Raw genomic sequence first — 13,074 nt, 5'->3', positions numbered from 1 at the left:
CCATCCGAAGGTTTGAAGAAGGGTTGCAATAGTAGCGCATGCCGGGATAGATTCGGCCACGTAGTTGCAATTGCAATTACTTTTCCCGGCGCCGAATACCCTCCGATTCCACAAGAATCCGTGCGCTGGAACCCCGCCCAACACGGAGCCAGGTATGACCCAGAACCACAGTGCAACCCTCGATAACGATCCCCAGGAAACCCGCGAATGGCTCGACTCTCTGGAGTCGGTGCTGACGGTGGAAGGTCGCCCGCGGGCCCATTACCTGATCGACCAGTTGCTGGATTTCGACGTGGCACGCCACGGCGACTTCCATGGCCGGGTGACCACGCCCTACATCAACACCATTGCCCCCGAGCGGCAGCTGCCCTACCCCGGCGACCTGGAGACCGAGCGCAAGCTCAACGCGATGATCCGCTGGAACGCCATGGCCATGGTGCTGCGCGCCGGCAAGCATTCGGGCGTGGGCGGCCACATCGCCACCTATGCTTCGGCAGCCGTACTCTACGACGTGGGTTTCGATCATTTCTTCCGCGGCCGCAGCGACAGCTTCGACGGTGACATGGTGTACATCCAGGGCCACTCCTCCCCAGGCATCTACGGCCGCGCCTACCTGGAAGGCCGGATCAGCGCCGCCCAGCTCGACAACTTCCGCCGCGAGGCCGACGGCCAGGGCATTTCCTCCTACCCGCACCCCAGGCTGATGCCGGACTTCTGGCAGTTCCCCACTGTGTCCATGGGCCTGGGGCCGATCACCGCGGCCTACCAGGCGCGCTTCATGCGCTACCTGGAACTGCGCGGGCTCAAGCAGCACCAGGGGCGCAAGGTCTGGGCCTTCCTCGGCGACGGTGAAATGGACCAGCCCGAATCCCTGGCGGCGATTTCCCTGGCCGGGCGGGAGAAACTCGACAACCTGATCTTCGTCGTCAACTGCAACCTGCAACGCCTCGATGGCCCGGTACGGGGCAACGCCAAGGTCATCCAGGAGTTCGAAAGCCTGTACCGCGCCGCCGGCTGGAACGTGATCAAGGTGATCTGGGGCAGCGGCTGGGACGCGCTGCTGGAGAAGGACCGCAGCGGCCTGCTGCGCCAGCGCATGATGGAGTGCGTGGATGGCGACTATCAGAACTACAAGTCGCAGAACGGCGCCTATGTGCGCGAGCATTTCTTCGGCAAGTACCCGCAATTGCTGGAGCTGGTGGCCGACCTCTCGGACGAGCAGATCTGGAAGCTCTCCCGGGGCGGCCACGACCCGCTCAAGGTTTACAACGCCTATGCCGCCGCCGTACGCCACAGCGGCCGGCCCACAGTGATCCTGGCAAAAACCGTCAAGGGCTTCGGCATGGGCGAGGCCGGCGAAGGCCAGAACATCAACCACCAGCTGAAGAAGATGGGGGCCGAGGCAGTGAAGGCCTTCCGCGACCGCTTCGAACTGCCGGTCAGCGATGAGCAACTGGCTGAAATGCCCTACCTCAAGCCCGCGGCAGACAGTATTGAAGGCCGTTACTTCGCGGCCTGTCGCAGCCGCCTGGGGGGCTATGTGCCGGCTCGCTACAACGACTGCGCACCGCTGCAGATCCCGCCCCTGGACGCCTTCGCCACCCAGCTCAAGGACACCGGCGACCGGGCGATCTCCACCACCATGGCCTTCGTGCGCATCCTCGGCACCCTGCTCAAGGACCCGCAGATCGGCAAGCGGGTGGTGCCGATCGTGCCTGACGAGTCGCGCACCTTCGGCATGGAAAGCCTGTTCCGCCAGATCGGCATCCACTCGGCGGTGGGCCAGCTCTATACCCCGCAGGATGCCGGGCAACTGAGCTACTACAAGGAGAGCAAGGACGGCCAGATCATGCAGGAGGGCCTGAACGAATCCGGGGCGATTTCCTCATGGATCGCCGCCAGCACCTCCTACAGCAACCACCAGGTCATGACCCTGCCCTTCTACATCTTCTATTCGATGTTCGGCTTCCAAAGGATCGGTGACCTGGCCTGGGCCGCCGGCGATGCGCGGGCCCGGGGCTTCCTGCTGGGCGCCACTTCCGGGCGCACCACGCTGATGGGCGAAGGCCTGCAGCACGACGACGGCCACAGCCATATCCTCGCCTCGGTGATCCCCTGCTGCGTCTCCTACGACCCGACCTTCGCGTATGAACTGGCGGTGATCATCCATGAAGGCATGCAGCGCATGTATGTGCAGCAGGAGGATGTGTATTACTACATCACCCTGCTCAACGAAAACTATCCGCAACCGGCCATGCCCGAAGGCGCTCGCGAAGGTATTCTCAAGGGCTTGTACCGCTTCAGCTCAAGCACCGCCCAGGGCGCCAAAGCCCCGCGGGTGCAACTGATGGGCAGCGGCTCGATCCTGCGCGAGGTGATCGCCGCCGGGCAGCTGCTGGAGAAGGACTTCGGGGTGCAGAGCGACATCTGGAGCGCCACCAGCCTCACCGAACTGCGCCGCCAGGGCCTGGCGGCGGAGCGCTGGAACCTGCTGCATCCGCAGCAGCCTCGGCGAGCGGCCTATATCGAGCAATGCCTGGAAGGCCATCAAGGCCCGCTGGTGGTGGCCACCGACTACATGAAACTGTTCGCCGACCAGATCCGCCCCTTCGTCGAGGGTCGGCGCTTCGTCGCCCTGGGCACCGACGGCTTCGGCCAGTCCGACACCCGGGAAAACCTGCGGCAGTTCTTCGAGGTGGACCGGCATTTCATCGCCCTGGCGGCGTTGAAAGCCCTGGCCGATGACGGGGAGATTCCCTACAGCCAGGTCGGCGAAGCCTTGAGCCGTTATCGGATCGACGCTGAAAAAGTCGACCCTAGCTCGGTCTAGGTGCCTTAGTGCCCGCTGCTCGGCAGGGCCGGAATCGGCTCGCTGGGCGGCGGCAGGTTGCTGGCCGGTGGCGGCGTGACGGTTTGCGTGGCGGGCGCTGGCTCGCTGCTGGCTGCCGGCACTATCGGCGCCGCCTCGGCCGGAGGAGCCAGGGGTTGCGAGACCGCAGGCTCAGGCTCTGTGACGGGTGCCGGCGCGGCCACAGGAGCAGGCTCGACCACGGGCTGCGCCTTGGGCTCGGGCTTGGCTGGCGCCTCGGGCTTGTTCTCGGGAACCCCGAGGTCGGCCTTGGGTTTCTCTTCGATATGCGCCGCCTTCTTCGCTTCCTGGGGCAGGAACAGCTCCACCAGAGCGAAATAGCGGTCATAGAACTTGGCCGAGGACACGGTTTCGCTGGCCACCTTGACCATCGAATCGTCGGTAGAGCCGATCGGCATCGACACCGAGCCCAGCACGCCCACGCCGAGGCTGGCCGAGTTGTTCACCTTCTTCAGCGCATAGCGGTCCTGCAGGGCGTTGGCGAACATCGTCGAACGATGGTCACCGCTGCCGTCCTGGGCGCAAACCACGTTGAAGCTGATTTCCAGGTGGGTCTCACCGGTCTGCTGGAAGCTCTTGTGACCGCTGACCAGCTTCGGATCGTTGCTGGTGATGATGTAGCCCTGGCTCAGCAGGGCACGCCGTGCGGCCTCACAAGAGGCGGCAGCGCTCACCGGATAATTGCGCGAAAACGTGCCGGAATCATCGAAGCTTTCGTGCTCGTAGATGGCGGTCTTGTGCGACGAACAGCCGGCCACCGCAGTCAGCAGCAACGCCCCGGCCGTGGCGCGCAGATGAAATGATTTAAACATCGAGAATCCTGAGGAAAACGCTCCGGCGCGTATTGTGCAACAGATCAGCGTCCCGCAGCGCGGGTAATTGGTGCCTTAAATTTCTCATCAGTTTACTAACCACTGTTTGCCGGAAAAAGTCGCTCGCTCAAGTGCTCGATCAGCACCCGCAGCTTGGCCGCTGCATGCCGGCTGGAGGGCCACAACACCCAGAAGGCGCCGTTGTGTTCCAGGTAGGGGTCGAGCACGGTTTGCAACTCGCCACGGCGCACCGCGGCCTGGACCATGAAGTCCGGCAGGCAGGCAATGCCCAGCCCGCTGCGCGCCGCGTGCTCCACGGCCTCGATGGAGCTGCTGGTCAGGCGAGTGGGCAGCACCGGCTCCGGCGCATCCGCCTGAATCTTGAAGGGCCAGGCCTCAAGCTTGCCGGTGTGATGAAAGGTATGCCGCAGGCAGGAATGACTGCGCAACTCCTGCGGGGTGTGCGGCACGCCGCGCTGCTGAAAATAACCGGGGCTGCCCACCAGCACCATGCGAAAGCGCCCCAGCTGCCGGGCCAGCAACCGAGAGTCCTTGGGGTGGCCGGTGCGCACTACCAGGTCGAACCCCTCTTCCACCACATCCACCATGCGATCGGAGAGGTCGATATCCAGCTCGATCTGCGGATAGCGTTGCATGAACTCGGCCAGTACCGGCATCAACAACCCATGGACCTGCGGTGCGCTGACCCGCAGCTTGCCCACCGGTGCGCTGGAAGAATCACATAGCTGGAACTCCGCCGCCTCGACTTCGGCGGCGATCCTGCGGCAGCGTTCGAGGAATCCGGCGCCTTCGGCGGTGAGGCTGATGCTGCGGGTGGTGCGATGAAACAGACGAGTCTCCAGGCGCTCCTCCAGACGGGCGATACTTTTGCCAACCGCCGAAGAAGAGACCCCCAGAAGGCGCCCCGCTTCGGTAAAGCTGCGGGTTTCCGCCACCTGCATAAACACCGGGATACTGCCGAGCCAGTCCATCGCGCCGCTCCGAAATTAAGGACACCTGTGTCCGATAAGTTCGGAACCTTAGCCTATTTTTCCGCCATGAACAGCGCCCTACCCTAGGCCCCTCACTTCCGCACCCACCCATCGGGGCCTTTCCATGACCAATTGCGCCAATGCCTGCGAACCCTTGCAAGCACCTGCCACCACCCACGAACGCCTGCCTGTCGGCGGCCTGCTGGCCCTGGCCACTGCCGGGTTCATCACCCTGATGACCGAAACCCTGCCCGCCGGCCTACTTCCGCAGATGAGTGCCGACCTGGGCGTGTCTGCAGCGCTGATCGGCCAACTGGTGACCGTCTACGCCCTGGGCTCGCTGCTGGCGGCCATTCCGCTGATCCTTCTCACCCAGGGCTGGCGGCGCCGGCCCCTGCTGCTGATCGCCATTGGCGGTTTCGCCGTGGTCAACAGCATCACGGCCCTCTCCACCGAATATAGCCTGATCCTGGTGGCGCGCTTTTTTGCCGGAGTCTTCGCCGGCTTGCTCTGGGCCCTAGTGGCAGGTTATGCCAGCCGCATGGTGGCGCCACACTTGCAGGGCCGGGCGATTACCCTGGCCATGCTCGGCGCGCCGCTGGCGCTGTCGGTGGGCATGCCTGCCGGGACCTGGCTGGGCGCCCTGCTGGGCTGGCGCATGAGTTTCGCCGTGATGACTCTACTGACCCTGGGCCTGATCGGCTGGGTACTGGTGCAAGTACCGGATTTCCCCGGGCTGCGGGCGCAGAAGCGCCTGTCGCTGAGTCGTGTCCTGACCCTGCCGGGGATCCGGCCGGTGCTGTTCGTGACCTTCGCCTATGTGCTGGGCCACAACATTCTCTACACCTACATCGCGCCTTTTCTTGAGCCGACCGGGCTTGGCGGGGAAATCGAGCGGGTGTTGCTGGTATTCGGCCTGGCCGCCTTGCTGAGCATCTGGCTGGTGGGCCTGCTGATCGACCGCTGGCTGCGCGAACTGGTACTGGCCAGCTGTCTGCTGTTTATCGGCTCGACCCTGCTGCTGGGCCTGCTCGGCGACCGGCCACTGGCAATCTATGGGGCAATCGCTATCTGGGGGCTGTCCTTTGGTGGCATGGCCACCTTGCTGCAGACTGCGCTGGCCAAGGCCGCCGGCGAACACGCCGATACCGCGCAGTCGATGCTGGTAACCCTGTGGAACCTGGCAATCGCCGGTGGCGGCCTGGGCGGCGCGTTGCTGCTGCAGGGGCCGGGCGTGGCCACCTTCCCCTGGGTGATTGCCGCCCTGTTGCTGGTAACCCTGCTAGTGGCGATGAACGCCCGGCGCCAGGGCTTCCCTGCCCGGGCTTAAAATCCGGCTTCCGGCTCGGGTGGCCGGGGCTACAGCATTGGGACACATGAAAGAATGGCTAGCCTTGCGCAGCAGGGTTCGCCACCTTCGCCCCTGCACTGGAGCGGGCTTTACGGCTGCGTACCAGCGGCCAGAACAACTCTTGCGTCCAGCTCACGGGTGCCAAGTGTTCGATGCCATAGGCAACGGGCCGGCGCCGAGTGATCTTCGCCGTACCAAACAGCACATCCCAGAGGAACAGCAAGTTGCCGAAGTTGCCCTTGTAATGGGTCACACCATCCTCGGCGCTCAGGCCGTGGTGCGCCGAATGGGTGGACGGCGTAGAAAAGACCCGCTCCAGCAACCACATCAGCGGCCGCAGAAAACCGATGCGGTACAGCTTGTCATCCCAGGCCACACTGCTGTGAGCAGCGAAGATCACCGTCATCTTGAGGATCAGGTAACCGTAGTAGACCGGCGCCAGCCCCAGATAAATCAGCACTCCCGAGAACCAGATGCCGGGCATCAGCAGGTAATAGAAACTGTTGTTGCGGTAGACGATGCGAATGCTCATGTAGGGCGCGGAATGGTGCGCGCGGTGCAACGCATACAGCGCCGGTACGCGATGGGTCAAGCGGTGCCACCAGTACTGGGTCATGTCATCGAAGATCAGGAACAGCAGCAGGCCGAGTGCCCAGGGGATCTGTGACAGCGCTCCCTTTGCTTCGGGCAGCGATAGCTGCATGAGCGCGCCGCTGGCCCACATCACCAGGGGAAAGGTCACACCGAGCAACAGGCTTGAGCCCACTGCCTCGATCAACACATCACGGCGCTGGCCGCGGGGTTGGCGAAAAGCTGAACAGGCGATTTCCAGGAGGATGAAAAACACAAAGATCGCCGAAACGATCAGCAGCGGGTTGTTGGTCAGCAGGTCGTGGTTCATGGCATTCTCGCTCTTATCCTTATGGGCAACGCCCCACCATTAGAGATCAGCAAGGCAGCCCGCTCTATGCGCGAACTGGACAGAATTCCGCGAGATCCGGCCAAGGGCATGGCCCCGCGCTTTCATCGCGGGCGCCTGGGTGAAGTCCTGCAACGCTTTCTCGATGACCGGAACTCCGGCCCCCAGCAGGACTACAACCTGCTGCAGCTGGAGCAGCTGTGGCGCGCCGCGGCAGCGCTGGAGCCGGCCATCGGCCTCAAGCTGTTCGAACGCTTCACCCCCCAGGACTGGCACGTGATCGCCCACGCCAGCCTGTACTGCCCGGATGTCGCCGCGGCCATGGCATTCTGGGTGCGCTACGCGCCCTTGGGTTCGGATACCGACCGGGTACAGCCGGTGGCGGATGCCCGGGGGGCCGGTGTCGAGGTTGATATCGACACGTCGGCGCCACTCGGCCGCTACCTGATCGAGCACTATGGCGTCATGTCCATCACTCAGTTGCGCCGTGGCACCGGCGTTGCGGTGCAGCCGGTACTGGCCTGCTTCAGCCATCCGCGCCCGGCCTATCACGCGCAGTACCACCACTGGTTCGGCGAGCGGATCGAATTCGATTGCCCGGCCAACCGTTTCTACTTCGACCCGCAAACCCTGCAACTGCCGCTGCAAACCCGCCACGCCGGCATGCTGGAACTGCTGAGCGAGGAGCTGGATCGACGGGTGGCCCTGCACCGACGACAGAGCGGTTGGGCCGCCAAGGTGGCAGCGGCTTGTCGCCAGGCCCTGGCCGCCGGCCACTCACCAACCCTGGAAAGCCTTTGCGCGCAACTGCATCAAACCCCGCGAACGCTGCGGCGACGCCTGGAGGAACAGGGGTTGAGCTTTCGCGAATTGCTCGACCAGACCCGCGCCGAGCTGGAAATGCATCTGCAGCTGCAAGGCGAATCCCGGGCGCAGATTGCCCTGCAGTTGGGCTACAGCGATCAGGCGGCCTACCTGCATGCACGCAAACGCTGGAAGAACGCCCTTGGCTGAGGTTTTTTCCAGCCCAAAAAAAGACCCCGGCATGGCGGCCGGGGTCTTTTCAACACTGTGGGTCAGGCATCAGTAACGCTTGATGTCCGCCTGGTTTTCCAGCTGCTTGCGGTAGGCGGCAAAGTCTTGCTGCCCTACCCGCGAGGCCAGGAAGCGACGGTATTGAGCCTTCTCTTCCTCGGTCGGCGCAGCGGCTTCGTTGACACCATTGAGCTGCAGCACCAACAGGTTGCCATTAGGCAGGGTCACGCTGGTGAAGGTCGGTTTGTCCTTGGACTCAGGCTTGGTCATGCGGAACAGCGCCTGCAGCACGGTCGGATCGATCCCTTCCTGGCTACGGGTCACGGCGTGCGCGACTTTCCAGTCCTGGCCATCCACCGGTTTGTTCAGCGCGGTCTTGCCGTCGCGCAGGCTGGCGATCAGCTCTTCAGCCTTGGTCTTGGCCGCGGCACTGGCGTGCTCTTTGGCCAATTGCGTGCGAATGGCACTGGCAACGCTTTCCAGCGGCAGTTGCTCAGGTTTGCGATGCTCCTTGGCACGCAGCACTACCACGGTTTCCGGGTCCAGTTCGATGGCGGTGCTATTGGCACCCTCATCGAGGACTTCGGTGCTGAACGCCGCTTGTATCACGGCGCGGTTGGCTGCGATGCCATCGCCGCCTTCACGGCCGAATGGCGCGGAAGTATGAACAGTCAGCTTCAGGTCCTGGGCCGGTTGCGCCAGATCGGACGCTTCGAACGACGAGTCTTCCAGTTGCTTGGTGGCCTCGACGAAACGCTGCTCGACCTGCTGGGTCTTCAGATCCCGGGTCAGCTTGTCCTTGAGGCTGGCGAAGCTCGGTACTTCCGGCGCTTCGACGCCCAGCAGCTTGATCAGGTGGAAACCGAAGTCGGTACGTACCGGCGCCGATACCTGGTCCTTGTTCAAGGCATACAGGGCTTTCTCGAAGGCTGGGTCATAGACGCCAGGACCTGCGAAACCCAGGTCGCCGCCGTTGCTGGCCGAACCTGGGTCCTGGGAGAACTCCTTGGCCAGTGCCTCGAAGCTTTCGCCCTTGGCCAGACGTGCCTGGATCTCTTCGATCTTGGCCTTGGCCTGGGCCTCATTCACCTTGTCATTGACTTCGATGAGAATGTGAGCGGCGCGGCGTTGCTCGGACAGGTTGGCAATTTCCTTCTGATACAGCGCTTGCAGGTCCTCGTCCTTGACGCTGACCTGATCGAAGAAGGCGGCCTTCTTCAATTCGATGTAATCAATCACCACCTGGTCCGGCGTCATGAACTCCTTGGCGTGCTGGTCGTAGTACGCCTTGACCTCGTCGTCGGTCAGCTTGACGGCTGCCGGGTCGGCCTTGATGGTCAGGGAAGCAAAGTCACGGGTCTGCTTTTCCAGACGGGCAAATGCCAGCACCTGGGCGTCGGTGACAAAACCGCTGCCCGCCAGACCGGCGCGTACCTGGCCGATCAGCATTTCCTGAGTCAGCATCTGGCGAAATTGCAGGCGGGTGTAACCCAGTTGACGGATCACCTGGTCGAAACGCTCGGGGCTGAACTTGCCATCAACCTGGAACTCCGGCGTTTGCAGAATGACCTGGTCCAGCGCACCTTCGGAAAACGCGAACTTGGAATCCTGCGCACCTTGCAGCAACAGCTTGCGGTCGATCAGCCCTTTGAGGGCAGCTTCGCGCAGCATCTTCTCGTCCAGCAGGGAGGCATCGAAGTCTTTGCCCAACTGCTGCATCAACTGACGACGTTGCATGTCGACGGCCTGGCTCAACTCGTTCTGAGTGATTTCCTCACCGTTGACCTTGGCCGCGTCCTGATTATGGGTAGTGGCCTTGAAAATGGCATCGAATCCCGTCAACGCCAACAGCGCGACGATGACCCCGATGATGGTTTTGGCAATCCAGCCTTGTGAATTGTCCCTGATATTCTGCAGCATGCGTCCCCCAGAAACGGTTGTACTTCAATTTGAGCAACCGTGGAGCGTGGGTAGAGTCCGGATAGAAGAAAGGCGCATCCGAGGATGCGCCTTCTCGTAACTGGCGGAGCGGACGAAGGTTAAACCCGCGACCCTCGGCGTGAACCGGTGTCAGACCGGTTGACTAGCGCCCCGCTGCCAGATCAGGCATGACCCCGACCCGGATGGGCAAAGACCCTGAAGAAACTTAGTTGACGGCTTCTTTCAGTGCTTTACCGGCTTTGAAACCTGGCTTTTTAGCAGCAGCGATTTCCAGAGTCTTACCGGTCTGTGGGTTACGACCGATACGCGCTGGACGATCAGTTACGGAGAAAGTACCGAAACCAACCAGCACCACAGAGTCACCGGCCTTCAGAGCGCCAGTAACGGATTCGATTACTGCGTCCAGCGCACGGCCAGCAGCAGCTTTCGGGAGATCAGCAGATGCAGCGATAGCATCAATCAGTTCCGACTTGTTCACTCTAAGTCCCCTTATATATCTATGAGTATGATTCTAAGTTTTTTGGTGAAAGCAAAAACGAGTGCTGAATGGCCTACAGACACTTAAGAGCCGCTTTATAACAAGGGCTCTAAAAAGCTGTCAAGGAAGCCCCCCAGGCTAATGCGTACTAATGCGTGCTAATTCTTTCCTTAGAGTCAGACTCGCGTTTTTCGTCCTTTGCGACTATCTCGGGAGCCACATCCGGCAAGGGCTCCGGCGCGTATTGCAGCGCAATTTGCAGGACTTCGTCAATCCATTTAACCGGTTTAATCTGCAGATCCTGCTTGATATTGTCAGGAATTTCTTTCAAATCGCGAACATTCTCTTCCGGAATGATCACTGTCTTGATTCCACCCCGATGAGCGGCGAGTAATTTCTCTTTCAACCCGCCGATAGCCAATACCTGACCGCGCAGAGTGATCTCCCCCGTCATTGCCACATCAGCCCGCACCGGAATGCCGGTCAGCGCCGAAACCAGCGCCGTGCACATGCCTACACCCGCGCTGGGGCCGTCTTTCGGGGTCGCCCCTTCTGGCATGTGAATGTGGGTATCGCGCTTCTCGTGGAAGTCCAGGGGAATGCCCAGGCTCTTGGCCCGACTACGCACCACGGTCAGTGCTGCAGTGATCGACTCGACCATCACATCGCCGAGGGAACCGGTCTTGATCAACTGGCCCTTGCCCGGAACCACAGCGGCTTCGATGGTCAGCAGTTCACCGCCCACTTGAGTCCATGCCAACCCGGTCACCTGACCGATCTGGTCTTGCTGCTCGGCCAGGCCGTAGCGGAATTTGCGCACGCCGAGGAAGTGCTCCAGCAGGTCGGAAGTGACCTTCACCGAGAAACGCTTTTCCATCGCATGCTCTTTCACCGCCTTGCGGCAAACCTTGGCGATCTGCCGTTCCAGGCCGCGTACACCGGCCTCGCGGGTGTAGTAGCGAATGATGTCGCGGATCGCATCCGGCTCGAACTCCAGCTCGCCCTTCTTCAGGCCGTTGGCCTGAATCTGCTTGGGCGACAGGTACTTGACCGCGATGTTGATCTTCTCGTCCTCGGTGTAGCCAGGCAGACGAATCACCTCCATCCGGTCCAGCAAGGCTGGCGGAATATTCATCGAGTTGGAGGTGCAGAGGAACATCACATCGGACAAGTCGTAATCGACTTCCAGGTAGTGATCGTTGAAATTGTGGTTCTGCTCGGGGTCCAGCACCTCGAGCAGTGCCGAGGCCGGATCACCGCGCATGTCGCTGCCCATCTTGTCGATTTCGTCGAGCAAGAACAGTGGGTTGCGCACCCCCACTTTTGTCATCTTTTGAATCAATCTTCCTGGCATCGAACCGATGTAAGTCCGACGATGCCCACGAATCTCCGCCTCGTCACGCACGCCACCCAGGGCCATGCGTACGAATTTGCGGTTGGTGGCGTTGGCGATCGACTCAGCCAGGGAGGTTTTACCCACCCCAGGAGGCCCCACCAGGCACAACACCGGACCACGAATCTTTTTCACCCGCTTCTGTACAGCGAGGTATTCGAGAATCCGTTCCTTGACCTCTTCCAGGCCATAGTGGTCGGCATCGAGAATATCTTCGGCACGTGCCAGATCGAGACGAACCTTGCTCTGTGCCTTCCACGGCACCTGAACCAGCCAGTCGATATAGGAGCGAACCACAGTCGCCTCGGCAGACATCGGCGACATCTGCTTGAGCTTGTTCAGTTCGGCCTGAGCCTTGGTCATCGCGTCTTTTGGCAGGCCTGCGGCATCGATACGCTTTTTCAGCTCCTCGATTTCGTTGTGCCCTTCGTCGCCATCACCCAGCTCTTTCTGAATGGCCTTCATCTGCTCGTTCAGGTAGTACTCGCGCTGGCTGCGCTCCATTTGCTTCTTGACGCGACCACGGATGCGCTTTTCCACTTGCAGCAGGTCGATCTCGGCATCCAGCAATGCCAGGACATGCTCGACCCGAGCGGACAGATCGATGATCTCGAGGATTTCCTGCTTCTGCTCGATCTTCAGCGCCATGTGCGCAGCCATGGTATCCACCAGGCGGCTTGGCTCATCGATGCTATTGAGGGACGACAGCACCTCGGCAGGGACTTTCTTGCCCAGTTGCACGTACTGCTCGAACTGGGACAGCAGACTGCGAACAAACACTTCCGACTCACGGTCAGGAGCATCGACTTCGTCAATCAGGGAAACTTCGGCACGGCAATGGCCATCAACTTCGCTGAAGCGTTCAACAGCACCACGCTGTTCGCCTTCAACCAATACCTTGACGGTGCCATCAGGCAATTTGAGCAACTGCAAGACAGTTGCAATGGTACCTACGCGATAGAGTGCATCTTCACCGGGATCGTCATCAGCAGGGTTTCTCTGCGCCAGCAAGAGAATCTGCTTGTCGCCCGTCATCGCTGCCTCGAGGGCTTCGATCGACTTCTCGCGCCCCACGAACAGCGGGATAACCATGTGCGGATAAACCACAACATCACGCAATGGCAGGAGAGGCAATTCGATGGTTGTCTTCATGATTTCGCCTCTACGGCGGCCGTAAGGCCGTAAACAGATGGAAGTAAGCTTGAAACCAAGATGGGGGCTGCCTGGAAAAAAAACAAGCTCAAAGACAGCACTTTAAGGCGCTAAAAACAAAGGGGCCCGAAG

9 protein-coding genes are annotated in these 13,074 nt (G+C 61.3%); 3 read left to right on the top strand and 6 right to left on the bottom strand.

Annotated features, from left to right (window positions below):
* Positions 1 to 154 precede the first annotated feature (154 nt).
* Complete coding sequence (gene aceE / locus KCG88_RS00825; RefSeq protein WP_210711515.1) at positions 155 to 2,830, top strand: pyruvate dehydrogenase (acetyl-transferring), homodimeric type; 2,676 nt, start codon at positions 155 to 157, stop codon at positions 2,828 to 2,830.
* Between the two features lie 5 nt (positions 2,831 to 2,835).
* Here aceE and KCG88_RS00820 read toward each other — a convergent pair whose 3' ends face one another.
* Entirely contained in the window at positions 2,836 to 3,681 is an 846-nt protein-coding gene (locus KCG88_RS00820; RefSeq protein WP_210711514.1) for a DUF2242 domain-containing protein, read from the bottom strand.
* Positions 3,682 to 3,776: 95 nt separating this feature from the next.
* Positions 3,777 to 4,673 (bottom strand): LysR family transcriptional regulator, encoded by an 897-nt coding sequence (locus KCG88_RS00815; protein WP_210711513.1) that lies wholly within the window; start codon positions 4,671 to 4,673, stop codon positions 3,777 to 3,779.
* Positions 4,674 to 4,797: 124 nt separating this feature from the next.
* Here KCG88_RS00815 and KCG88_RS00810 point away from each other — a divergent pair, with 124 nt between their 5' ends.
* A complete protein-coding gene (locus KCG88_RS00810; protein ID WP_210711512.1) occupies positions 4,798 to 6,003 on the top strand; it encodes an MFS transporter in 1,206 nt (401 codons plus the stop codon).
* Positions 6,004 to 6,061: 58 nt separating this feature from the next.
* Here KCG88_RS00810 and KCG88_RS00805 read toward each other — a convergent pair whose 3' ends face one another.
* Positions 6,062 to 6,925, bottom strand: a complete 864-nt coding sequence (locus KCG88_RS00805; protein ID WP_210711511.1) for a sterol desaturase family protein — start codon at positions 6,923 to 6,925, stop codon at positions 6,062 to 6,064.
* A 66-nt stretch (positions 6,926 to 6,991) separates the two neighbouring features.
* Between KCG88_RS00805 and KCG88_RS00800 the strand changes: the two genes are divergently transcribed.
* The gene (locus KCG88_RS00800; protein ID WP_210711510.1) at positions 6,992 to 7,957 is read left to right on the top strand and encodes an AraC family transcriptional regulator ligand-binding domain-containing protein; all 966 of its coding nucleotides are present in this window, start codon (positions 6,992 to 6,994) and stop codon (positions 7,955 to 7,957) included.
* Positions 7,958 to 8,026: 69 nt separating this feature from the next.
* Here KCG88_RS00800 and KCG88_RS00795 read toward each other — a convergent pair whose 3' ends face one another.
* From KCG88_RS00795 to lon, 3 genes are all read right to left on the bottom strand, one after another.
* The gene (locus KCG88_RS00795) at positions 8,027 to 9,898 is read right to left on the bottom strand and encodes a SurA N-terminal domain-containing protein (RefSeq protein ID WP_047287960.1); all 1,872 of its coding nucleotides are present in this window, start codon (positions 9,896 to 9,898) and stop codon (positions 8,027 to 8,029) included.
* A 226-nt stretch (positions 9,899 to 10,124) separates the two neighbouring features.
* Positions 10,125 to 10,397 (bottom strand): HU family DNA-binding protein, encoded by a 273-nt coding sequence (locus KCG88_RS00790; protein ID WP_011062271.1) that lies wholly within the window; start codon positions 10,395 to 10,397, stop codon positions 10,125 to 10,127.
* 148 nt (positions 10,398 to 10,545) lie between these two features.
* Positions 10,546 to 12,942: an endopeptidase La gene (lon, locus tag KCG88_RS00785; protein WP_011062272.1), complete on the bottom strand. Its 2,397-nt coding sequence runs from the start codon at positions 12,940 to 12,942 to the stop codon at positions 10,546 to 10,548.
* Positions 12,943 to 13,074 lie beyond the last annotated feature (132 nt).

The organism is Pseudomonas sp. MWU349 (assembly GCF_017947325.1).
Lineage (GTDB): Bacteria > Pseudomonadota > Gammaproteobacteria > Pseudomonadales > Pseudomonadaceae > Aquipseudomonas > Aquipseudomonas protegens.
This window is presented reverse-complemented; position numbering and strand designations above follow the sequence as displayed.